Here is a 23,952-nt window from a genome sequence, read left to right on the forward strand (position 1 = left end):
ACTCATGGCAAGCAAAAAGCCAGCCAAGGCCGGCCAGGGCGGTGCACTGGATACCGCCTACATGAACACCGACAGCGGTCCCGCAAGCGGTCCGGCCGGCAAGCCGAGCCACCCCGCGCTCAAGCGCGCGGCAGCGGTGGGCGCCACCGTGGGCGCGATGCCCCATAACACCAACAAGGAAGCCGAGTACGGCGAGCAGGCCGCGCGCTGCCCGTACGCCGGCGCGCACGTGGGGGCCGTGGACCCCGCCGTCGGCGCAAGCTCTCTGTCTGAAAAGGAAGTGTCGGACAAGACCGGCGACGCCGCGACCCCGGGCGTGAATCGTGTCGACGGCCAACTGCCGCGCGTGCGCGCGGACGGCGGCGGCCAGGAACTGACCACCAACCAGGGCGTGCGCGTCAGCGACAACCAGCATTCGCTGAAGGCTGGCCTGCGCGGGCCGGCGCTGCTGAAGGATTTCATCCTTCGCGAGAAGATCACGCACTTCGACCATGAGCGAATTCCCGAGCGCATCGTGCACGCCCGCGGCTCTGCGGCCCACGGCTACTTCGAGTGCTACAAGCCGCTGACCGACCTGACCGCCGCGTCGCTGTTTGCCGAGGCCGGCAAGCGCACGCCGGTGTTCGTGCGCTTTTCGACGGTGGCGGGCGAGCGCGGATCCAAGGACACGGCGCGCGACGTGCGCGGCTTTGCGGTCAAGTTCTATACCGACGAGGGCAACTGGGACCTGGTGGGCAACAACATGCCGGTGTTCTTCATCCAGGATGCGATGAAGTTCCCGGACCTGGTCCACGCGGTCAAGCCCGAGCCGCACCATGGCATGCCGCAGGCCGCGTCCGCGCACGATACCTTCTGGGACTTCGTGTCGCTCATGCCCGAGTCCACCCACATGCTGATGTGGGTGATGTCGGACCGCGCGATCCCGCGCAGCTACCGGATGATGCAGGGCTTTGGCGTGCACACGTTCCGGTTCGTCAACGCGCAGGGTGAATCGCGCCTGGTGAAATTCCACTGGAATCCCATCCTGGGAACGCATTCGCAAGTGTGGAACGAGGCGGTCAAGGTGTCGGGCGCTGACCCCGACTATCACCGCCGCGACCTCTGGGAAGCCATCGACGCGGGTCATGGTCCGCAATGGGAGTTGGGCGTGCAGGTCTTCACGGAAGACCAGGCCGAAGGCTTCAGCTTCGACGTGCTGGACGCCACCAAGATCGTGCCCGAGGAACTGGTGCCGGTCGTGCCCATCGGCCGCATGGTGCTGGATCGCAACCCCGACAACTTCTTTGCCGAGACCGAGCAGGTGGCCTTCTGCGCCGCGCACGTGGTGCCCGGCGTGGACTTCACGAATGACCCGCTGCTGGCTGGCCGCATCCATTCCTACGTCGACACGCAGATCTCGCGCCTGGGCGGTCCGAACTTCCACGAGATCCCCATCAACGCGCCGCTGGCGCCGGTGCACAACAACCAGCGCGACGGCATGCATCGCCAGACCATTCATCGCGGCCGCGTGTCCTATGAGCCCAATTCCCTTGCCGGCGGCTGTCCGTTCCAGGCGGGAATGGACGGGTTCGTGTCGTTTCCGGAGCCGGTGACAAGCGACGAACTGCGCGGACATCCGGAAAAATTTGCCGAGCACTACAACCAGGCCACGCTGTTCTACGACAGCCAGACCGCCTGGGAACGCAAGCACATCATCGACGCGTTCGCGTTCGAGCTCAGCAAGGTGACGGTGCCGCAGATCCGCGAGCGCATGGTCGCTTCCCTGCGCAATGTGTCGGACGAACTGGCGCAGGGCGTGGCCGATGAAATCGGCATGCCCTTGCCGGATCCGTTGCCGCGCGCGACGAAGAATCCGCCCAAGCCCGAAGTGCAGGTGTCGCCCTCGCTGTCGCTGACCGCCCGCCCTGGCGACGGCGGCGTGGCGACGCGCAAGGTCGCCATCCTGGCGGCGGAAGGCGTGGACGGCAAGGCGCTGTCCGCCGTGGCCGACGCGCTCATGCAGGCAGGCGCCGTCGTGCGGCTGGTGGGCCAGCGCATTGGTCCGATGCAGACCGGCGAGGGCGGCGCGTTCGATGCGGATGCGTCGCTGGACAACCATCCGTCCGTGGTGTTTGACGGCGCGGTGGTTGTCGGTGGTGCCGACGCCGTGCAACGCCTGGCGGCCGACGGACGGGCCCTGGAGTTCCTGCGCGATGCCTATCGCCACGGCAAGACGCTGATGGGTGTCGGCGACGGCGTTCAGGTGTACGCCGCGGCGGGCATCGACCCCGATCCGAACGATGGCGGACTGCTGCTGGGCGGCGAGGATCCGCAAGCGTTCATTGCCGCCTTGGGCAAACATCGCCATCCGGAACGGGAGACGACGCCGCCCAAGGTATGAGGGGCGCGGCAGCACGGGTAAGCAAGGACCATTGACACCTGCGGGACGCCTCTCGAATACTGAGCCGGCAGGTCGGGCGAGCGCATCGGGCGCTCGCCCTGTCTAACCGGGGAGGCCGTATGAACCGAGCGTCCGTGTTGCCTGTGAAATTCGTTGGCTGGCTTTGTGCCAGCCTTTTGTCTTTTTCCGCCCTGATCAGCGTCTCTCCGTCCGCGCGGGCGGCGTCGGCGGCGGAGATAAGCGCCGACGCAACGGCGGCGCTGGAGCAGCTTTACACGCAGGACCCGCGCATCCGCCAACTGGGCGACAAGGCTGTTGCGGTGCTGGTGTTTCCCAACATCATCAAGGGCGGTTTCCTGGTGGGTGGCGAGCGCGGCTCGGGCGCCTTGATCCGGCGCGGTCAGGTCGAGGGCTTTTATTCGATCTCGGCGCTGTCGTTCGGACTGCAGGCGGGCGCGCATCAGTTCTCGTACGCGCTGTTCTTCATGAACGAGCCCGCGCTGGCGTATCTGAACCAGAGCGACGGCTGGGCGCTGGGCGCCGGCCCGAGCCTGGTCGTGGTCGACCAGGGCTACGCTGCCAGCATCTCGACCACGACCCTGACGCAGGACGTGTACGCGGTGCCGTTTGGCGAGCAGGGCTTGATGGCGGGGATGGGGCTGGAAGGATCCAAGATCAGCAGCATGGTGCCGGACTGACGGCGCGGCACGCAAAGCAGGCGGGACGCCGGTGGGCGTCCCGTGTTGCGGTCACTCAAGCGTAATGCCTGCGCGCTGGGCGACGGCGCTGAATCTGGCGATCTCGATCGTGATCTGGTCCCTGAAGGCCTGGCCGGGCAGGAAGACGGGATTGAGCGATAGGTCCGATACGCTCTTGCGCACTTGCTCGTCGTGCATGATTTCCGTCATGGCCCGGTTCAGCGTGTGCATGACGGTGGATGGCGTCTGGGCCGGCGCGACCAGGCCGTACCAGCCCACGAACGACACATCCGCCATGCCGGCTTCCGCGAAGGTCGGCACGTCCGGCAATTGCGGCATGCGCTGATCGCCGGTGACGGCCAGCGCGCGGACCTTGCCGGCGCGCGCCTGGGCCGCCGACGCCGACACCGTGTCCACGGCCAGGGCGATCTCGCCGCCGATCAGCGCGGTGATGAGCTGCGCGCTTCCCTTGTAGGGAACCGGCACCATTTTGGCGCCGGCTGCCTGGGCAAACATTTCGCCCGTGAGGTGGGGGGCGGATCCCGGCCCGAACGTGCCGTACATCAGGCCGCCCTTGGCAGTCTGCTGGCGCGCGAGTTCGGCCGCCTCGTGAGGCGTGGCCGCGGGCAGCGAATTCTGCGCCAGCAGCACGACAGGGGCCATCGCGACGATGCCCACGTGCTCGAAGCTGCGCACGGGATCGTAGGGCAATGCGGGCTTGAGTGCCGGCAGGACGCTGTAGGTTGTGCTGCCCGACAGCATCAACGTGTAGCCGTCCGGCTTGGCGCGGGCGACCGCTTCGGCGCCGATGAGGGTCGACGCACCGGGGCGGTTTTCAACGATGACGGGCTGGCCGAACTTTCCCGACAGCTTGGTGGCAAGCAGGCGCGCCACCGCATCGGTGGCGCCGCCGGGTGTGAAGGGGACAACGATCTTGATGGCCTGGTCCGGATAGGCCGCGTGGGCGTCTTGGGCGTGGGCGGCGGTGGCGGCAAGGGTCAACGCCAACAGGGCGGTGCGAAATCTGGCGGTCATGGCGGGGCTCGGTCTTGTCAGGCGTAAGTGGACGATTGGGCGCAGGCTTGTTCGAGGACGTCGGCGCCCTGGGATCCGAGGTCCCAGAACAGGCCGGCCATGATGGCCAGGCCTTCCCGGGCGACGCTGCCCAGCAGATGCTCGTTGGGCGCGTGCTGCGCGCAGGCGGGGTAGGAATGCGGGACCCACAGGGTGGGCAGGCCAAGCTGGTCGGCAAAGATGTCGTTGGGCAGGGAGCCGCCCAGGTTGGGCAGGAGCGCCGGGCGCTTGCCGGTGGTGTGTTCCAGCGAGGCGGCGGCCCAGCGTACCCACGGGGTGTCTGGCGACAGGCGCGTTGCCCCGGCCTGCATGCCGATGCGCACGTCCACGTCGTCAAAGCCGCGCTGGCGCAGATGATCGACCACGTGATCCTGCAGGCCGCGCCAGTCGGTGCCCACCACGAAGCGCAACTGGCACCAGGCCACGGCTTCGGGGGGGATGGCGTTCACGGGCTTGGCCGGGTCGCCCGCGCCGAAGGTCAGCACGTCCAGGCTGTTCCAGCCAAACACCTTTTCAGGCGAGGTCAGGCCGGGTTCGCCCCACCACGTGTTGATGGCCGGATCGTCTTGCCCGCCGCCGACTTCAAGGTCGGCCAGGGCCTGGGCGACCGCGGCGGGGATGGGCGGGGGACGCAGCCCGGGGACGGCGATGCGCCCGTTGGCGTCCACGAGCGAGCTGATGGCGTGCGACAGGCGGATGGCCGGATTGGCGAGCAGTCCGCCCCAGTTGCCGGAGTGGTAGCCGCGGTCCCGTGACCGCACCCTGAGTTCGAAATTGATCGCGCCGCGCGAGCCCATGAACAGCGTGGGCCGGGCGGCGTTCAGGCGCGGTCCGTCGCTGGCGATGAAGACGTCGGCGGCCAGGAGATTGCGGTGCGTCTTGCAGAAGTCGGACAGGCCCGGCGAGCCGGCTTCCTCGCCGGTTTCGATGAGCCAGATGGTATTGAAACCGAGCGCGCCGCCGCGCGCATCAATGACGCGGGACAGCGCTTCAAGGTTGATCGAATGCTGACCCTTGTTGTCGGCCGTGCCGCGCCCGTACCAGCGGTCTCCTTCGACCTTGAGCTGCCAGGGGTCGCGGCCGGATTCCCATTTGGCGGCGTTGCCCCGCACCACGTCGCCGTGGCCGTACATGAGGACCGTGGGCAATTCGGCCGCTTCGATGCGGCGCGCGACCAGGATCGGCAGGTCCACCCCGGCCGGATTCGCGTGCACCTCACAGGAAAAGCCCAGCGCCGACAGGCGCGGAACCAGTTCGTCCTTCAGGTAGGCATGCTGCGCCGCGGCCTGCGTGGGCACTTCGCTTTCGGTCGCAAATGCGACCCGGCGCGCCAGGGTGTCCAGAAGGACGCCGCTGTCATACGCTTGTACGGCGTGGAGAATGGCTTGTTCGCGGGTCATGGCGGTTCTCGGTGCGGGTTGGAAGCACAAATTTATTGCGCTTCTTAACGTGCCACAATTAGATATTTCGCACTTTTGCGTTGCTTAAATGGCATGTCTTCGGGAGCCCCCATGATTTCCCTAGGCCTCAGATATTTCCTGGAAGTCGCGCGCTGCGGATCGATCGCGGGCGCGGCGGCGGCCCTGCACGTGGCGGCTTCCGCCGTGAGCCGGCAGATCGCCAAGCTGGAGGACAGCTTGGGCATCGTGCTGTTCGAGCGTCAGGCGCGCGGCATGGAGCTCAGCGAGGCAGGCTTGCAACTGGCCGCCTACGCCCGGGCCGCCGCCCTGGAGGCCGAACGCGTCACCACCGAGATCCGGCGGCGCAGTGCGCTGGGCGACGTCACCATCCGGCTGGCCTGCAGCGAGGGCTTCGCGCACCGTTTCATGCCGATGTGCATGGCCGACTTCAAGCAAATGCGGCCCGAGGCGCGCTTTCATCTGCAGGTGGACCGGCCGGAAGAGGTGATTCGCCGGATTCTGGAGGGACTGTCCCAGATCGCGCTGCATTACACGGTGGCGCAGGACGATCGGCTCAAGACCGAGCTGCTGACCCGGGCCCCGGTGTACGCGGTGATGTGCCGGCGGCATCCGCTTGCCAGCCGCCGCACGGTCAGCCTTCGCGACCTGGCGGAGGTGCCGGTGTCGGTGGGCGATACCGGCACGACCGTCCGGCAGTTGTTCGACAACGCCTGCGCCAACGCCGGGCTGCACATCGAGCCGGCCTACGTATCGAACAATTCGGCGGCCTTCCTGCCCATGCTGCCGGGCAGCCGCATCGTGGCGCTGACCGGCTACCTGACGCTGATGGGCGACCCGCAGGGGGCTGCGCTGGCCGCGGTGCCCTTCAGCAACCCCGAGATGCGCCAGCGCAGCATTCAGGCGGTGACGCTGCAGGGGCGCACCTTGCCGCCGCTGGCCAAGGAGTTCCTGGAGTTCATGGCGCAGCGGCTCACCGCCACGCCCCGCGCGCCGGATGCGGACAAGGGCGACGCGTGAGCTAGACCGACCGCACGAACAACGCCCGCAGCTTGTTCCAGAAATCGCCGCCCAGAACGAAGAAGCTGGCCACCAGCATGACGTCGCCCAGCAGCTGCGCCTGCCATATCCGGGGCCGAAAGCCGGGCCAGATCTGGTCGACATAAGGTTCGAGCATCGAGGTCAGCAGCGGCAGGATGAACATCACCAAGCCGATCGCATGGCGCACCGGTCCCACCTTCTGCACGGGCGCCAGCTTCTTCGCGTGACCGCCGATGATGGCCTTGAGCTGCTGGAATCCCTCTTTGCCCATGACGGCGATGCAGGTGATGAGCAGCACCTTGTTGGCGATGAAGATGGCGCCCGTCAACGCCGCGATGCGTGACCCCGGGATGTCCATCACGGCGCCAATGGGGATAAGGAACCAGAGCGCGAAAGCCAGGATGAAGAGGGCGATTCCGCACTTGAAGCGCCAGCCCATCGCTGGCGCAGGGGGGGTAGGCATGTCTTGGACACTCATGGCGGACTCCTTTTAAGGCGTGAGAACGGATGGCGTGCGGAAAATCCCGGTCCGCGCGGCCGGGGTTCGAGCAACTGCAGCATCAGGCACGCATATAGCGTGACCGCGATGAACAGACCCATGCGAATGGCGAAGGCCGTGTAGACATCATTGCCCGCAAAGCTGTCCTGGACCGACTGGCCAAGCAGGATGATGAGCGTGATCAGGGTGTTCAACCAGAAGCTCGGGGCGTGCGGCGTGGGGCTCAGCCGATACAGCTTGCGCGCGATCACCAGCGCGAACAGCAGCATCCAAAGGAAGTACATCCACAGGCTGGGAAACGGCCTGAGTCCGATCCAGAACGCCACGGCAAGCACGCCGGCCAGCAGGGTGGAACCGAGTATTTCGCGCGCCGCGCCGTGCGCTGCCGTGACGCAGCTCTGCCTTCCCAGGCTGACCGCCTTCAGGATGATGGGCATGTAGCCCAGCGGATCGGTCATCGCCAACAGGAAAGCCGGCAGCACCACCAGCGCCGCGCGCAGGGCCATGCGGTTGGCCTCGCCGGCAGATAGCACGGGCGGGGGCGGCGGGGCCGGAAGGCCAGGCGGATCCGGGAACAGCGCGTGGCTGACGCCCAGCATCAGCGCCGCGAGCAGCAGGCCTTTGACCAGCGCCTCGATCACCGTCACGGCCAGACCGAAGTCGAAGGTGCCCGCCGCCGAAATCATGGTCAGGCCGATGATGAGAAACGTCGATACCAGGTTGTTGCCCCCGCGCAGCCCGTGGCGGAACGCGAGGAACAGGCACAGGCCGACGATCAGGACGCCGGCGGCCGGGTAATAGCGCAGCAACGGGATGAGCACGAGGCCCGTGCCCGTGGTGAACGCCGCCACCAGCGCCAGGCCCACGCCGGCCTTCAGGGACAGCGGCCGGTTCATCTGCGCCAGCAGGAAGACGCCCAGCACGGGCGCGACCATCGGGATCGGCATGTCCAGCCCGAAACTGATCGCCAGGCACAGCGCCGTCCCGACGCCCAGTCGCAGGGCGCGCTGGCCGCGCGGGTCGCGGGGAGCGGAGCGGTCGTCAGTACGCATAGGAAAGCCAGCTCATCAGCCGCAAATAGATGCGGCCCAGCGGATTGAGCGGATTGCCCGGTTGGGGAAATGCCATCACTTCCGCCTGTCCGCCCACGCGAATGCCACGCAGGGAGGGGAGTTGCCCGGGATCGAGGTCGATGGCCACCGGGAAGCGTTGCGCCGGACGCAGCCAGTCGCGGCTGTTCTGCACCGTGGGCAGGCTGCCGGGCTGCGTGGGCGTGCCGACGCTCACGCCATAGCCCACGCTGCGCACCCGGCCTTCGAAGATCTGGCCTGGCAGCGCGTCCAGGATGATCGCCACCGGCGTGCCGGGGTCGACGTGCCCCAGATTGTTCTCGGTCATTTCCGCGTTGATCCACACGTCATGGATGGCGATGAGCGTCATGACGGGCTTGCCCGCCGCCGCGAACTGGCCCACATCGGTGCGCAGGTCGGTGACCAGGCCGGCCGCGGGCGCGCGCACCTGCGTGTTGGCAAGGTCCAGCTCGGCCTTTGCGACGGCGGCGGCTGCGCTGCGCAGCTTGGCGTTGTCTTCTTCGCTGCCGCCTTCCTGCTCGCGCGCCCGCTGCACCTCGGCGCGCGCGGCCGCAACCTGGCTGACCGCCTGCGCCAGGTTGGCCCGCGCAATCTCCAGGCGGCGCAGCGAGACCGTGCCGCGGTCGTCGCTGTACAGGCGCTCGAGGCGGGTGCTGTCCTGTCGCGCGCGGACCTCGTTGGCTTGCGCCGCGCGCAATGACGCTTGCGCCGAATCGATGCCGGCGGTGCTGGCGCCGATCTGGCGGCGCGTGGCGTCCAGGTCGGCCCGCGCACGGTCCAAGGCGATGCGGTACTGCTCGGCGTCGACGTCGAACAGCACGGCGCCCGCCGGGACGTCCTGGTTGTTGCGCACGCGAACCTGGGTCACCCGGCCCGCCACTTCGGACGCCACCGGGACCACGAAGGCCTCCACCCGCGCCTGCTGCGTGTAGGGCGTATAGCGGTCCGCCAGCAGATACCAGACCAGGCTGAGGACGATCACCACGACGACCCACCGGATACCTTTGCGGGCGGGATCCGGCGCGGGCGGCGGCGCGGCGGGCGGCGGGGGGGTGGCTGCGGGCGCGGGGCTGGCTGGGCTGCCCGATGGCTGCGCGGACCGGGGACTAGTCATCGGATCGCCTCGTGGTCTTGGAAATCGCGGAGGCCGGGGCGGGGCGCCCGGCTTCGGTCAGCAGGTCGCCCCAATTGGTGCGTTGCTGCATCTGGTCTCGTGTGGCCGGATCGATCAGCGGCTGGCCGCTATACCAGCCGCCGCCCACCGCCTTGTACAGCGCGATCAGATCGCTCACGGCGTTGCCCCGGTTCACCAGATAGGTGTCCTGCTGGGTCGCGAGCGCGCGCTGGGCGTCCAGTACCCGCTGGAAGTCGGAATAGCCCTCGCGGTACAGCGCATTGGCCAGCGTGAGCGAACGCTTGGCCGCAAGCGCCGAGTCATAAAGAATGGCGTCCCGCTCCAGCGCCTTGATGAGCCCCGTGGCCGCGTCGTCGGCTTCGCGCGCCGCCTGACGCACGGCGTCCTGGTAGATGACGATGAGCTGCTGGAGGCGCGCGTCCTGCAGGCGCACCGTGTTGGTGATCCGGCCGTGGTCGAACACGTTCCAGTTCAGGCTGGGACCGGCAAGCAGCGCCGCGCCGCCCGACGTGCCGGCCAGCGACGTGGCGGTCCAGACAATGCTCCCCAGCAGCGTCAGCGAGGGGTAGAGTTCCGCCTTGGCCACGCCCACCTGCGCGGACTGCGCCGCGATCCGCAGTTCGGCGGCGCGAATGTCCGGGCGCCGCAGCAGCAGGTTTGCGGGCACGTCCTGCAGGACAGCTTTGTCGATCAGCGGAATCACGGCCTCCTTGGATGCCAGGTCGGGCAATTCGGGCATCGGACCAGGCGGCTTGCCGACCAGCACCGCCAGCGCATTGCGCGTGCGCGCGATCTGGCTTTCGAATTCCGGGATGGTGCTGAGCGTGCCCAGGTATTGCGTGCGGGCCTGCTGCAGGTCCAGTTCGTCGGTCTCGCCGCTTTTGAACAGGCGTTCGGTGATCTCGTAGCTGCGCTTCTGGATCGCCGCATTGTCGCGGGCAATGCGCAGCCGCGCCTCGGCCGTGCGCAGCGCGTAATAGCTTTCGGCGACCTGCGCGTGCAGCAGCACCAGCACGTCTTCGCGATTGGCTTCGGCGGCGAAGTAGGCGGCGTCGGCGGACTCGATGGCGCGGGAAAACCGGCCCCAGAAATCCAGCTCCCAGCCGATGTTGAAGCCCGCGCTGTATTGCCAGAAACTGCTGGGGCGGGGATTGCCCTCGGCCGAGCGCGACGCGCGATGCTGGTACAGCGCGTCCGCGCCCACAACCTGGGACTGTGGAAACAGGCCGCTGCGGGCGATGCCCAGTTGGGCGCGCGCTTCCATGATCTGCAGGCCGGCCACCTGCACGCCCGGATTGTTCGCGTCCGCTTGGGCGATCAGGGATTCAAGAACGGGGTCGTTGAAGATGCGCCACCATTGCCGCGCATCCGGCTGGGCGCCGGATTCGGTGGCCTGCCGCAGCGCCGGCGTATCCCACTGGCTGGACCAGTCGACGCGCTGCGGCGCAAAGTCGGGCCCCACCTGCACGCATCCGCCGAGGCTGAGCATGCCCATCAGCAGCAGTCCATTCGAACAAGTCATCGGCCACATTGGGCACCATGTCTGTCAGAGGCCAAACTGCGAGTTCCGGTGTCGGCGCTTTTGGGGCCCCGCACCGCGAACGCCGGAAAGCCCGGCAGCGACGCTTAGTCAGGCGTGCGCGCCGGCATCGCCGGCGGAAAGCCGCATTCCGGGGGCGCAAATGTGCACCGGGGCCGGATCAGGCGGCTTTCGTCAGCGTGCCAAACGATTCTATTGAGCTTTTTATTTTCCGGCTAGCGGGAAGATGGCGGGCCTGCAGGATGCGCGGTCAGGCCGTGTGGCGCTTTCGCCAGGCCAGCCGGCGCAGGCGTTCCAGCGCCAGATAGACGATCGGGGTGGTGTACAGCGTCAGGAACTGGCTGATCATCAGTCCGCCGACGATCGCCACGCCGAGCGGGCGGCGCAGTTCCGACCCTTCGCCCATGCCCAGCACCAGGGGCAGGGCGCCCAGCAGGCCCGCCAGATTGGTCATGACGATGGGCCGCAAGCGCAGCATGGCGGCGCGGTGGATGGCCTGTTCGGGCGTCAGGTTTTCGCGCCGCTCCAGGCTGAGGGCAAAGTCGATCATCAGGATGGCGTTCTTCATGACAATGCCCACCAGAAGGAACAGCCCCAGCAGCGCAATGAGGGTGAACTCGATGCCCGCCAGCCGCAGCGCCAGCAGGGCGCCGACGCCCGCTGAGGGCAGGGTGGACAGGATCGTCAGCGGATGCAGCGGGCTTTCATACAGGATGCCCAGCACCAGATAGATGGCGACCAAGACGCCCAGGATCAGCCAGGGCTGGTCCTGCAGGCTCTGCTGGAAGTTGCGCGCATCGCCGCCCAGCCGGGTCTGGATGTGCGAAGGCACCATCAGCTTTGCCGTGGCCGCGTCGATGGCGGCCAGGCCTTGTTCCAGCGACACGCCAGGCGCCAGCGAGAACCCGACCCACACGGCGGCGAACAGCCCGTCGTGAAAGACGCGGTCGTTGACCAGGCCATTGTCGTAGGTGGCGAACGCGGTCAGCGGCACGCGGTTGCCGTCAGCGGCCACCACGTGCACCCGTTCCAGGACCTCGGGATCCTCGGTGTAGCGGGGGTCCAGTTCCAGCACGACGCGGTACTGGTTCATGGCGTCGTACAGCGTGGCGACCTGGCGCTGGCTGAACGAATTGCTCAGCACGCTGCTGATGGTCTCCATGTCCACGCCCAGTCGCTGCGCCGCGCTGCGGTCGATGTCGATCACCACCTGCTGCGTGGCGCCGTCGCCCTGGGCGTCGACGTCGCGCAGCTCGGGGATCTCTTGCATGGCCTTGGAAATCTTGCGCGACCATTCGCGCAGCGCGGGCACGTCGCTGGCCATGATGGCCAGCTCGTGGTCGCCGGAATTGCCGAAGCCGCCGGGCATGCGCAGGTCCTGGTCCACGTTCAGAAAGAACATGCCGCCCGGCACCGCCGGGGCGTGGGTGCGCATCCAGTTGATGACTTCGGTCGAGGACTCGTTGCGTTCGGCGGCAGGCTTCAAGCGGATGAGGAACAGCGAATTGCTGATGCCCAGGCCGCCGCCGTTGTAGCCGATGACGTCCTCGACGGCGGGGTGCTTCAGAACCAGTTGCCGGTACTGGTCGATCTTCGGTTGCATCACCTGGAAGGAAAACCCGTCGTCGCCCCGCACGAAGCCCATGAGCTGGCTGGTGTCCTGCACGGGCAAAAAGCCCTTCGGCGCCTGCACGTACAGGTAGACGTTCAGCCCCACGACGCCGGCCAGCAGCAGCAATGTCAGGCGTGCATGGCCAAGCACGCGCGCCAGCGTCACGCCATACCAGTCGTGCAGGCGGGCAAACACGGCCTGCATGCGCGACGGCTTGGCCGCGGCGGGGCTGACGGACTGCAGCCACCGCGCGCATAGCGCCGGGATGATGGCCACCGAGACAACCAGCGAAATCACCGTTGCGGCCACCAGCGTGATCGAGAACTCGCGGAACAGCCGTTCCACCAGCCCGCCCATGAAGAGGATCGACACGAAGACCACGCTCAGCGCGACCGTCATCGCCACCAAGGTGAATCCCACTTCCCGCACCCCACGCAGGGCGGCCTTGACCGGCGTCAGCCCGCGCTCCAGGTGGCGCGAAATGTTCTCCAGCACGACGATGGCGTCGTCCACGACCAGGCCGGCCGCCACGATCAGCGCCATCAGCGACAGGTTGTTCAGCGAAAAGCCCCACGCGTACATGACGGCAAAGGTGGCGATCAGGCAGACGGGAATGGCCACGCTGGGAATCGCGGCGGCGCGCGCGTTGCCCAGGAACAGCCACACCACCAGGATGACCAGCCCGGCGGCCAGCGCCAGGGTGATGTGGGCTTCGCGCAGCGTCGCCTTGATGCCGGGCGAGCGGTCCAGCGCCACTGTCAGGTCCACGTCGGCGGGCATCAGCTGGCGCAGGCCCGGCAGCGCCTGGTTGATGGCGTCGATGGTTTCGATGATGTTGGAGCCGGGCTGGCGGCTGATGGTCAGCACCACGGCCGGATTGCGATTGTGAAAGCCGCTGCTGTAGCGGTTCTCGACCGAATCGCTGACGCGAGCCACCTGCGACAGCCGGATCACCGCGCCGTCCTGGTAGCGCACGATCAGGCTGTCGTAGTCCTGGGCGCGGCGCGGCTGCTCGGGGGCGCCGACCTCCCAGCGCCGCGCGGCTGAATCCAGTTGGCCTTGCGGACCCATCGGCGCCGCGTTGGAGATGGCCTCGCGCACGTCGTCCAGGGCCACGCCGTAGTGCGCCAGCGCGTTGGGGTTCACCTGGACCCGCACGGCGGGCAGCGAGCTGCCGCCCATCGTGACTTCGCCCACGCCGCTGATCTGCGAGAGCTTTTGCGCGAGCACGGTGGAACCGAGGTCGTAGAGCTGGCCCGCGGGCCGGGTCGCGGAACTGAGGGCCAGCGCCATGATGGGCGCCTGCGACGGATTGACCTTGCGATAGCTGGGATTGCCCGGCATGCCCGCCGGCAGTTCGGCCCGCGCGGCGTTGATTGCGGCCTGCACGTCGCGCGCGGCCTCGTCGATGTCGCGGTCCAGGTCGAACTGCAGCTGAATGCGCGTTGCGCCCTGATTGCTGGAAGAGCTCATGGAACTGACGCCGGCGATGCTGCCGAGCGCCCGCTCCAGCGGCGCCGCGACCGTGCTGGCCATGCTTTCGGGACTGGCGCCGGGCAGGTCGGCTCGCACTTCGATGGTCGGAAAATCGACCTGCGGCAGCGGCGCCACTGGCAAGAGCCGCCATGCCACGGCGCCCAGCAGCGTGAGCGCCAGCGCCAGGAAAATGCAGGCGACTGGACGGTGCAGCAACGCGCGGATCATTTCACCGGGCCTTCGGCGTTGGGCGCCGGTGCGGCTTGAGCGCGCCGGTGGCCCAGACGGTGAAAGAACAGGTAGACGGCGGGCGTGGTGAACAGCGTCAGGACCTGGCTGACCAGCAGCCCGCCTACCATGACCCAGCCCAGCGGCTGGCGCAATTCAGCGCCCGAACCCGTCGCCAGCATCAGCGGCAGCGCGCCAAACAGCGCGGCCAGCGTCGTCATCAGGATGGGACGCAGGCGCAGCAGCGCGGCCTCGCGGATGGCGGCCTGCGGCGCCAGGCCGCGCGTGCGCTCGGCCTCCAGCGCAAAGTCGACCATCATGATGCCGTTCTTCTTGACCAACCCGATCAAGAGGATGATGCCGATGACCGCGATCAGGTCCAGCGGCCGGCCGGTCAACAGCAGCGCCAACAGCGCACCCACGGTGGCCGAGGGCAGCGTGGACAGGATGGTGACCGGGTGGATGGCACTTTCGTACAGCATGCCCAGCACCAGGTACATGGTCACCACCGCGGCCAGCATCAACCACAACGTGTTCGACAGCGACGCCTCAAAGGCGGAAGCCGCGCCCTGCAGCCGCAGCTCGACGCTCTCGGGCATGCCGATCTCCTGGCGCGCCGACTCGATGGCGGCGATGGCCTGGCCCAGGGATCCGCCGGGCGGCAGGTTGAAAGACAGGTTCACTGCGGGGAACTGCGACAGGTGATTGACCGCCAGCGGGACGGCGCGCTCGCTGACGGTGGCCAGCGCAGACAGCGGAATGGCCTGCCCGGCTTCGGTCTGCAGGTGAATGCGTTCCAGCGCTTCGGGGCTGGCCGCCATCTTGCGGTCAACTTCCAGCACGACGCGATATTGGTTCGACTGCGTAAAGAGCGTGGCGACCTGACGCTGGCCGAATGCGTTGTACAAGGCTTGCGCCACATCGTCCATCGTGAGGCCCAGACGCGCGGCGGCGTCGCGCGAGACCTCCAGATAGGCCTGGCGGCCGTCGCCCTGCAGGTCGGACGAAACGTCGGCCAGTTCGGGCGCTTGCGCCAGGCGCTCCATGAGCGCGCGGGTCCAGCGCGACAGCAGCGCGCCATCCGGCGAGGTCAGGCTGAACTGATACTGGCCTCGGCTGACGCGATCCTCGATGTTCAATTCCTGCACAGGCTGCAGGTAGAGCGAGATGCCGTGCACCTCGCGGGCCCGCGCGTCCAGCCGCGCCATGATGTCCGCCAGGGGAGCGGTGCGCTCGTTCCAGGGTTTCAGGTTGATCAGCAGCCGCCCCGTGTTCAGCGTGGCGTTCATGCCGTCGATGCCGATGAAGGAAGACAGCGTGGCGACGTCGGGATCCGCGAGCAGGCTTTGCGCCACCGCCTGCTGGCGGCGCGACATGGCGTCGAACGAGGTGCTTTGCGACGACTGCGTCACGCCTTGCAGCACCCCGCCGTCCTGCGCCGGGAAGAAACCCTTCGGCACCGCGAAATACAAGAGCCCGGTGAGCGCCACGGTCGCCAGCATCGCCAGCAGCGTCAGCCGCTGATGACGCAGCGTCACGTCCAGCCAGCCTGCATAGCGCGCCTGCAGGCGATCCAGCACTCCAGGCTTGGACGGCGCGTGCGGCGGTAGCAGCCGGGCGCACATCATGGGCGTGAGGGTCAGCGATACGGCCAGCGATATCAGGATGGCAACGGCCAGCGTGATGGCGAATTCGCGGAACAGCCGGCCCACCACGTCTTCCATGAACAGCAGCGGGATCAGCACCGCGATCAGCGACAGCGTCAGCGAAACGAGCGTGAAGCCGATCTGCCCCGCGCCCTTGAGCGCAGCCGCCATCGGGCTGTGCCCCTGTTCCCGGTAGCGTGCGATGTTCTCCAGCATGACGATGGCGTCGTCCACCACGAACCCCGCGCCGATCGTCAGCGCCATCAGCGTGAGGTTGTTGGTGGAAAAGCCGGCCAGATACATGAATCCGAAGGTCCCGATCAGCGACAGCGGCACGGCCAGGCTGGGGATCAGCGTGGCGGGCAGGTTGCGCAGGAACAGGAACGTCACCAGCACCACCAGCCCCACCGCGAACCCCAGTTCCCACTGCACGCCGCGCACGGACGCGCGGATGCTTTCGGTGCGGTCGGTCAGGATGCGCACCTCCACGGCGGCGGGCAGGCTGGCGGTCAATTGGGGCAGCAATGCCTTGACCTGGTCGGCCACCGCTATGACGTTGGCGCCGGGCTGTCGCTGGATGTTCACCAGCACGGCGGGCTGCCTGTCGACCCACGCCGCCAGGTAGCGGTCCTCGGCGCCGTCCTCCACCGTCGCGATCTGGCCCAGCCGCACGGGCGCGCCGTTCTTCCAGGCGACGATCAGGTCGCGGTACTCCTGCGCGCTCTGCAACTGGTCATTGGCGTCCATGATGACGGACCGCACGGGGCCGTCGAAGCTGCCCTTGGGCTGATTGGAATTGGCCTTGGCGATCGCCTCCTGCACGTCCGACAGCTTCAGGCCGCGCGCGGCCAGCGCCATCGGATTGACCTGCACGCGCACGGCCGGACGCTGCCCGCCGGCCAGGCTGACCATGCCCACGCCCGACAACTGCGACAGCCGTTGCGTCATGCGCGTGTCCACCAGATCGTAGACCTTGGGCAGGGGCAGTGAATTCGACGTGACGGCCAGCGTCAGGATCGGCACGTCGGCGGGGTTGACCTTGCGGTACACGGGCGGGGTGGGCAGATCGCCCGGCAGCAGCGAATCGCTGGCGCTGATGGCGGCCTGCACTTCCTGTTCGGCCACGCCCAGCGGCACGTCCAGCGCGAACTGCAACGTGATGACCGAGATGCCGCTGCCGCTGGTGGACGACATCTGCTTCAGTCCCGGTATCTGCCCAAAGCGCCGCTCCAGCGGCGCGGTGACCGCGCGCGCCGTCACATTGGGGCTGGCGCCCGGATACTGCGTGGTCACCTGGATGATCGGGTAGTCCACCTGCGGCAACGCGGCCACGGGCAGCATGCGCCAGGCCAGGATGCCCGACAGCAGCAGGGCAATCATCAGGAACGACGTCGCGACCGGACGCAGGATGAATGGGCGTGACAGGCTCATGCGGACTCCTCGTCGTGGCCGGGCGGGTCGACGATCTGCACGTCGCGTCCGTCGTGCAGGCGGTCCACGCCTTCGACGACCACGCGCTCGTTCGCGGCCAGGCCCGTCAGCACCACGATGCGGCCGGCGTTGGCCGGGCCCAGCGTCAGCACCCGGCGGGTGGCGCGGTTGTCGTCGCCGATGACGAACACGAACGCGCCTTGCGAGCCGTATTGCACGGCCGCGGCCGGAATGGTCACCACGTCATCTTCCTGCACCACGGCCAGCCGGATGTTCACGAACTGATTGGGAAACAGCGATTCGTCGGCATTGTCGAAACGGGCGCGCAGCCGCACGGTGCCGCTGGCGGCCTGGATGCGGTTGTCCAGCGCCTCGAGCGTGCCTTCGGCAAGCAAGCGGCGGTCGTCGGCATCCCAGGCCTGCACGCGCAGCACGGCGGTCTTCGCCTGCGCCTGCCGCAAAAGAGCCAGGCGCGTTTCCGGGATGCTGAAAAGGGCCGAGATGGGGGCCATCTGAACCACGGTGGTCAAGCCCTCCGCGTCCGTCGCGCGTACGTGGTTGCCGGCGTCGACGCGCCGCAATCCCACCCGGCCGGCATGCGGCGCCACGATGCGCGTGTGATCGAGCAAGCGCTGGGCATCCGCGACTTGCGCCTGGTTTCGTTGACGCCGCGCGGCGTAGGCTCGCACCTGGGCCTCGGCGGTATCGAGCTGCTGGCCCGCCACCGCCTCCTGCCGCGCCAGCCTGCGATAGCGCCGCAGGTCTGCTTCGGCGTTGTCCAGCAGCGCCTGCGTCTGCGCCAGTTCGCCCTCGGCCAGCGCCAGCGCGGCCACGAAGGGGCGCGGATCGATCTCGGCCAGCAACTGGCCTTGCGTGACGGCCTGGCCTTCCCGGTAGTGCAGCTTGACCAGTTCGCCATCGACCTGGCTGCGCACGGTCACCCGCGCCAACGGCGTGATGGTGCCCAGCGCGTGCAGGTCGCGCTGCAGCGGACCGACACGCGCTGCGGCGACGCTCACCGCGACGGGAAGCTTCCCGTAGTTCGGGGGAGGCGGAGCGGCCGGGCCTTTGTTGCCCCCCAGCCAAAGCGCCACACCAATCAGCAGGGCCAGCGCCATGGCGGCCGCGATCAGGATCAGGCGTTTGCGTGAGGGGGTGGGGCCCGCAAGGAAGCGCAGGGACATCAGGGCTGCCAGGCAAGGGGATAGCGGACAGCCGAGATTCTATATTAATAATAATGATTAGCGTTATTGACGCCGATATTCAAGAAGGGTTTGCGCGTATCGTTTAGAGTGGCGGCTGTTTTCAATACCCCGGTTTGCAACAGGAGTGGGTCCATGAGCGAAAAATCCCTCGAAAGTCCGCGTGAATTATGCGAACGCCTGCAGGAACGACTGACGGCCGAGCGGGCCCGGCTGGCGCAATGGCAGTCGATCGAGGCGGATTACCACCACAAATACACCGAGACGCTGCGGCCGCTCGAAGACAAGCTCAACCAGCTGCGCTACAAGCTGGTGCTGTGCTTTGACCACGCCTACAAGGAAATGGGCCTGTCCAAGGCCGAACGCGAGTTCGTGTCCGAACTGGTCACGGAGTTCTCGGAAGAACTGCTGGTGCTGTCGGCCAAGTCGGCGCTACCGGCCGGTTGCGACACCGCGCGGCTCAAGACGCTCTACAAGAAGCACCGCGGGGCCGATTACGACGCCAATCTTGCCGAATTGACCGAAAGCGCGCGGCAAGAACTGGCCGACGCGCTGGACCTGGACGTTGCCGACCTGGACACGATGTCGCCCATGCAGTTGCTGCAGGTCATCCAGGATCAGTACGACGACGAAGACGCGGAAGAGCTGCTGGAATACGCTCGCGTGGTCCGCATGCCGACCGTGACGAACGCCGTCGCCTGGAACGCATTGCAAGCGGCCGAGCGGGAGCGGCTGGCCCAGGCCGCCCAGGATCCCAACCTGCGCGCCACCGTGCAGGCCGCCGCCGACATCCCCGACGATCAGCTGGAAGCGGCCAATGCGGTGCTGGCCGCTCAGCTCGACGAGATCCTTACCCAGGTTCAGTTTGCCGAGGAAGGCTTCACGCTGCGCTATGAGCTGGACCCGTTCGCCACCTTCGATCCGGAAACGGTGATGCAAGAGCTGGACGACGACATCAAGGACATCCAGGAGTACATCCAGGAACTTGAACACGAGGTCATGCAGTTCTCGGACGAATCGCTGCTCAAGGCTTGGCTCAAGGCCATGCGGCGTGAAGTTGCCGCGATGGAGCGGCGCGAAGGCCGGTCGTGAAGCGTTAGGGCGGGGGCAGGCGGTGTCTTTGACGCGGCGCCCTCAGCTCTTGGGCCGCGACACCGGCATCACCCGCATGACGGGCGCCGCCTGCTTGGCCGCCGCGTCCGCGCGCGGGCGGATCATCATGGGGAAGAACCGCCATAGGTACAGTCCCAGCGTCAGCGCCCACGCGGTGGCCGACGCATGCAGCAGGCCCAGCGTTGCCGCGGTCGGCAGCAGGGCCGCCAACCGCAGCAACGCCGCCAGGATCATCAGCGCGTAGCTCAGGACCATGCTGCGGTCCGTGTGCAGCGGACGACCCAGATGGCCGAGTGCGGTGCGGGTCACCATGCCCAAAATCAACACCGAGAACCCGGCCACGCCGATGACGTGCGCGGGCCAAGCCTGCCGGACCACAATGCCCGCCAGTTGCGCCGCGCCCACCAGCAGGCCGATCCCCAGACCCAGATAACCCGCATAGAGAATCCACAGGAGCGGCACGCGCCGCACGGCCCACGGCTTCCAGGACACCCACTGCACCAGCGCAATCGCGCCGCTTGCCGCAAGCGCCAGCGCGGCGGCCTGCTGCACGCCGGCCAGCAGGCACGCGATGGCGACGACGCCAAAGCCAAGCTGCCAATGACCGCTCTTGGTATGGGGAGGAATGTCCAGGCCCGCAACGGCGCGCTTGGCGAAGAATGGCATGACCCGCCGGGCGATCAGCAAGGTCAGCACGGCCATCGACAGCAGCCCGGCATTGAAATAGCGCATCAGCGTCACGTAGTCGCCCTGGACCGTCGCCCACAGGTACAGCCCGTTGGTCGCGCCCAGCGCCAGCAGAAGGAACGGGACGCCATAGTTGCGCTGGTTCCGGGTGACCACGACGGCGCGTCCCAGTGCCCCGGCCGCCCACAGGAAAAACAGCAGGTCCGCCGCCGCCGCGACGACGAAGGCAGTGGGCCCGGGGACCAGATACCCCACGCGCGCCACGATCCACAGCCCGCACAGTGCGGCAAGCGGATTGCCTTTCAGGGGATTCTTGCCCGTCCAGTTGGCGCCCGCCGTCAGCAGGAAGCCCACGGCGATCGTGGCCACGAAGCCCCACAGCATTTCATGCGCATGCCAGAACATGCCGTTCAGCACGCCGGTCAGCCGCGCGGGTGCGTGCACCCATAGCAACACCGAGAAAAGCGCCCAGAAGCAGCCCGCCAGATACAGCGGGCGGAAACCCATTTCAGTGAACGCGCCCCACTCGGGCGGGGCGGGGCGCGGCTTCTTTGCGGGTTCGTCGATGGAAAGCAGGATGGTCATGGTGTGGCCCGTGCGCGCGGGGCGCGCGTCGTTGCGGTTTTGAACGTGTATTTGAAATACATATTACATCTGGCCTCATCGCGACGCGATCCGGGCACTTGATCCAGCGCAAGGCTGTCCGGAACACCCGCATGACTAGGCACTTCGGAAATAGCCCTTTGGTCGGCTGGGGAATGGTTGCAAATGGGAGGGCTGCTTAGGCTACCGACATACGTATTTGTCAGCAAAAAGCGAGACTAACCATGGCAGCACATCAATCCTCGGCCGGTGCGCCGATGCGGGTCCTGATATCCAGCACGTTTGCCTTCACCATCTGTTTTGCGGTGTGGATGATCTTTGCCGTGCTGGGGATCCCAATCAAGGCGCAGCTCGGCCTGTCCGAAACGCAATTCGGCCTGCTGGCCGCCATGCCGGTCCTGACCGGCTCCCTCGTGCGCGTGCCGCTCGGCATCTGGACCGATCGGTACGGTGGCCGTCCCGTGTTCTTCGTGCTGATGCTGCTGGCGGTGGTGCCGATCTGGCTGCTGTCCTACGCCACGGAGTATTGGCAGTTCCTGGTGCTGGCGCTGTTCGTCGGCCTGACCGGCGGCTCGTTCTCCGTGGGCACGCCCTATGTGGCCCGCTGGTTCCCGCGCAACAAGCAAGGCCTGGCCATGGGCGTCTTCGGCGCCGGCAACTCGGGCTCGGCCATCACCAAGTTCGTGGCCCCCGCGCTCATCGCGGCTGCCGGCGGCGCCTGGGTCATCGTGCCGCAGGTCTACGCCGTGGCGCTGCTGGTCACCGCCATCCTGTTCTGGATGTTCTCGTCGTCCGATCCGTCTCACCGCGTCGCGGGCGGCGCCTCGTTGTCGGCCCAGTTCGCCATGCTGAAGGATCCGCGTGTGTGGCGCTACTGCCAGTATTACTCGGTCGTGTTCGGCGGCTATGTGGCGTTGGCCCTGTGGATGACCAAGTACTACATCGGCGAATACGGCTTCGACATGAAGCTGGCCGCGCTGCTGGCCGCGTGCTTCTCGTTGCCCGGCGGCGTGCTGCGCGCCGTCGGCGGCTGGATCTCCGACCGCTACGGCGCCTACAAGACCACGTGGTGGGTGATGTGGGTGTGCTGGGTTGCGTTCTTCCTCCTGAGCTATCCGCAAACCGAATTCACCGTCATGACCGCCGGCGGCCCGCGTTCCTTCGGCATCGCGCTCGGCCCGGTCACCTTCACCATCCTGCTGTTCGTCGTCGGCATCGCCATGGCGATCGGCAAGGCCTCGGTCTTCAAGTTCATCTCCGATGAATTCAGCGACAACATCGGCGCCGTGTCCGGCATCGTCGGACTGGCTGGCGGCCTGGGCGGCTTCGTGCTTCCCATCATGTTCGGCGTCCTGCTCGACCTGACCGGCATCCGCTCCAGCGCCTTCATGCTGCTGTACGGCACGGTCTGCGTCTCGCTGATCTTCATGCACTTCAGTTTCCGGCCCGAAAGCGCGGCCATCGCCCGGCAGCAAGCCGCCTGACCCACCCACCATCCTGAGAGAACCTCATGTCCACTCAAGTCCTTGCGCGCTGGGAGCCGGATAATCCCGGTTTCTGGAAACAGACGGGCGCGCGCGTCGCCAACCGCAATCTGTGGATCTCGATCCCGGCGCTGATGCTGGCGTTCAGCATCTGGATGCTCTGGAGCGTGGTCGTCGTCAACCTTGACCGCGCCGGCTTCATGCTGTCCAAGAACCAGCTCTTCTGGCTGACGGCGCTGCCCGCGCTGTCGGGTGCGACGCTGCGCATCTTCTACTCGTTCCTCGTGCCCGTCTTCGGCGGGCGCAAATGGACGGCCATTTCCACCGCCTCGCTGCTGATTCCGGCGCTGGGCATGGGTTTCGCGCTGCGCGATCCCACCACCTCGTTTCCGACCCTTCTGGTGCTGGCGCTGCTGTGCGGCCTGGGCGGCGGCAACTTCAGCTCCAGCATGGCCAATATCAGCTTTTTCTTTCCCAAGGAAAAGAAGGGGCTGGCAACGGGCCTGAACGCCGGCATCGGCAACCTGGGGGTGTCGCTGGTGCAGTTCGTCGTGCCGGTCGTCATCACCATGGGCGTCTTCGGCGTTGCCGGCGGCGAACCTCAGGTCATCAACGCCAATGGCGCGCAGCAAAATCTGTGGCTGCAGAACGCGGGCTTCATCTGGGTGATCCCCATCGCGCTGGCGTCCATCGCAGCATGGTTCGGCATGAACGACATCGCCGATGCGCGCGCTTCGTTCGCCGACCAGGCGGTCATCTTCAAGCGCAAGCACAACTGGCTGATGTGCTGGCTGTACGTGGGCACGTTCGGGTCGTTCATCGGATTCTCGGCGGGCTTCGCCATGCTGACCAAGACGCTGTTTCCCACCGTCAATCCCATGGCATACGCCTTCCTGGGGCCGCTGGTCGGATCGCTGACGCGTCCCGTGGGCGGCTGGATCTCCGACAAGCTGGGCGGCGCCCGGGTCACGCTCTTCACCTTCGCGGCCATGATCGCCGCGGTGGCTGGCGTCGTGACGTTCCTGCCGGGTGAGGGCCGCCTAGGCGACTTCAACGGCTTCTTGGCCATGTTCATCGTGCTCTTCGCGCTGACCGGCCTGGGCAACGGTTCCACGTTCCGCATGATTCCGGTGATCTTCCTGCGCGAACGCACGCAGGCGGCGCAGGGCAAGGGTCCGGCCGCGCAAAAGCAGGCCATGTCGGAGGCGGCCAAGGAATCGGCCGCGGTGCTGGGCTTTTCCGGCGCCATCGGGGCCTACGGCGGCTTTTTCATCCCGCGCAGCTTCGGCACGTCGCTCGAAATGACGGGCAGCGTCCAGACCGCGCTGTTCTGCTTCATCGGCTTCTATGCCACCTGCATGCTGATCACGTGGTGGTACTACGCACGCCGCAACGCGCCCATTCCCTGCTAAGGACCGTTCGCCGGGGCCCGGCCGCGCACACGTTGCGTGGCCGGGCCCCGGCGGCCTTGCGGCCCGACTAGTTCGGCCTACCCGGGTAACTAGTCACTCTGCCGAACCCGGGTTGTGCCACCGGCGAATGGTCGGCCAGACAGCCCAGCCCTAAAGTTGTTTCATCAGCATTGATCGCAGTA

General features: G+C 67.2%; 16 protein-coding genes. 6 read left to right on the forward strand and 10 right to left on the reverse strand.

Features of this window, described 5'->3' with window-relative positions; all coding sequences use genetic code 11:
* The first annotated feature begins 4 nt into the window (after positions 1 to 4).
* Both FBY20_RS23970 and FBY20_RS23975 read left to right on the forward strand, forming a co-directional pair.
* Positions 5 to 2,380, forward strand: coding sequence for a catalase (locus tag FBY20_RS23970; protein WP_142054987.1), 2,376 nt, complete (start codon positions 5 to 7; stop codon positions 2,378 to 2,380).
* Between the two features lie 176 nt (positions 2,381 to 2,556).
* Entirely contained in the window at positions 2,557 to 3,078 is a 522-nt protein-coding gene (locus FBY20_RS23975) for a YSC84-related protein (protein WP_255452466.1), read from the forward strand.
* A gap of 51 nt (positions 3,079 to 3,129) precedes the next feature.
* Here the strand turns inward: FBY20_RS23975 and FBY20_RS23980 are convergent, their stop codons facing one another.
* Entirely contained in the window at positions 3,130 to 4,113 is a 984-nt protein-coding gene (locus FBY20_RS23980; RefSeq protein ID WP_056318309.1) for a tripartite tricarboxylate transporter substrate binding protein, read from the reverse strand.
* A gap of 17 nt (positions 4,114 to 4,130) precedes the next feature.
* Positions 4,131 to 5,552, reverse strand: a complete 1,422-nt coding sequence (locus FBY20_RS23985) for a M20 family metallopeptidase (RefSeq protein ID WP_056318312.1) — start codon at positions 5,550 to 5,552, stop codon at positions 4,131 to 4,133.
* Positions 5,553 to 5,663: 111 nt separating this feature from the next.
* Between FBY20_RS23985 and FBY20_RS23990 the strand changes: the two genes are divergently transcribed.
* Entirely contained in the window at positions 5,664 to 6,590 is a 927-nt protein-coding gene (locus tag FBY20_RS23990; protein WP_056318314.1) for a LysR family transcriptional regulator, read from the forward strand.
* Between the two features lies 1 nt (position 6,591).
* On the opposite strand, the gene FBY20_RS23995 is transcribed toward FBY20_RS23990, so the two are convergent.
* From FBY20_RS23995 to FBY20_RS24025, 7 genes are all read right to left on the reverse strand, one after another.
* A complete protein-coding gene (locus tag FBY20_RS23995; protein ID WP_142054990.1) occupies positions 6,592 to 7,074 on the reverse strand; it encodes a transporter suffix domain-containing protein in 483 nt (160 codons plus the stop codon).
* A gap of 11 nt (positions 7,075 to 7,085) precedes the next feature.
* Positions 7,086 to 8,162, reverse strand: a complete 1,077-nt coding sequence (locus tag FBY20_RS24000) for a DUF2955 domain-containing protein (protein ID WP_142054992.1) — start codon at positions 8,160 to 8,162, stop codon at positions 7,086 to 7,088.
* The gene (locus FBY20_RS24005; RefSeq protein ID WP_142054994.1) at positions 8,152 to 9,315 is read right to left on the reverse strand and encodes an HlyD family secretion protein; all 1,164 of its coding nucleotides are present in this window, start codon (positions 9,313 to 9,315) and stop codon (positions 8,152 to 8,154) included. Before FBY20_RS24005 ends, FBY20_RS24000 begins: the two co-directional genes overlap by 11 nt.
* Positions 9,308 to 10,867, reverse strand: a complete 1,560-nt coding sequence (locus FBY20_RS24010; RefSeq protein ID WP_142054996.1) for an efflux transporter outer membrane subunit — start codon at positions 10,865 to 10,867, stop codon at positions 9,308 to 9,310. Before FBY20_RS24010 ends, FBY20_RS24005 begins: the two co-directional genes overlap by 8 nt.
* A gap of 259 nt (positions 10,868 to 11,126) precedes the next feature.
* Positions 11,127 to 14,192, reverse strand: coding sequence for an efflux RND transporter permease subunit (locus FBY20_RS24015; protein WP_142054998.1), 3,066 nt, complete (start codon positions 14,190 to 14,192; stop codon positions 11,127 to 11,129).
* Positions 14,189 to 17,269, reverse strand: coding sequence for a multidrug efflux RND transporter permease subunit (locus FBY20_RS24020; RefSeq protein WP_142054999.1), 3,081 nt, complete (start codon positions 17,267 to 17,269; stop codon positions 14,189 to 14,191). Before FBY20_RS24020 ends, FBY20_RS24015 begins: the two co-directional genes overlap by 4 nt.
* Positions 17,266 to 18,453, reverse strand: a complete 1,188-nt coding sequence (locus tag FBY20_RS24025) for an efflux RND transporter periplasmic adaptor subunit (protein ID WP_142055001.1) — start codon at positions 18,451 to 18,453, stop codon at positions 17,266 to 17,268. The genes FBY20_RS24020 and FBY20_RS24025 overlap by 4 nt, the downstream gene beginning before the upstream one ends.
* A 153-nt stretch (positions 18,454 to 18,606) precedes the next feature.
* On the opposite strand from FBY20_RS24025, the gene FBY20_RS24030 reads away from it, so the two are divergent.
* Positions 18,607 to 19,563: a molecular chaperone DnaJ gene (locus FBY20_RS24030; protein WP_142055003.1), complete on the forward strand. Its 957-nt coding sequence runs from the start codon at positions 18,607 to 18,609 to the stop codon at positions 19,561 to 19,563.
* Positions 19,564 to 19,605: 42 nt separating this feature from the next.
* On the opposite strand, the gene FBY20_RS24035 is transcribed toward FBY20_RS24030, so the two are convergent.
* Entirely contained in the window at positions 19,606 to 20,856 is a 1,251-nt protein-coding gene (locus tag FBY20_RS24035) for an NnrS family protein (RefSeq protein ID WP_142055005.1), read from the reverse strand.
* A 242-nt stretch (positions 20,857 to 21,098) separates the two neighbouring features.
* On the opposite strand from FBY20_RS24035, the gene FBY20_RS24040 reads away from it, so the two are divergent.
* Both FBY20_RS24040 and FBY20_RS24045 read left to right on the forward strand, forming a co-directional pair.
* Positions 21,099 to 22,358 carry a nitrate/nitrite transporter gene (locus FBY20_RS24040; protein ID WP_056318336.1) on the forward strand — a complete coding sequence of 420 codons (1,260 nt, stop codon included), beginning with the start codon at positions 21,099 to 21,101 and terminating at the stop codon, positions 22,356 to 22,358.
* Positions 22,359 to 22,384: 26 nt separating this feature from the next.
* Positions 22,385 to 23,770 (forward strand): NarK family nitrate/nitrite MFS transporter, encoded by a 1,386-nt coding sequence (locus FBY20_RS24045; protein ID WP_056318339.1) that lies wholly within the window; start codon positions 22,385 to 22,387, stop codon positions 23,768 to 23,770.
* Positions 23,771 to 23,952: the final 182 nt, after the last annotated feature.

Source organism: Achromobacter sp. SLBN-14, assembly GCF_006715415.1.
In the GTDB taxonomy this organism is placed as follows: Bacteria; Pseudomonadota; Gammaproteobacteria; order Burkholderiales; family Burkholderiaceae_B; genus Achromobacter; species Achromobacter mucicolens.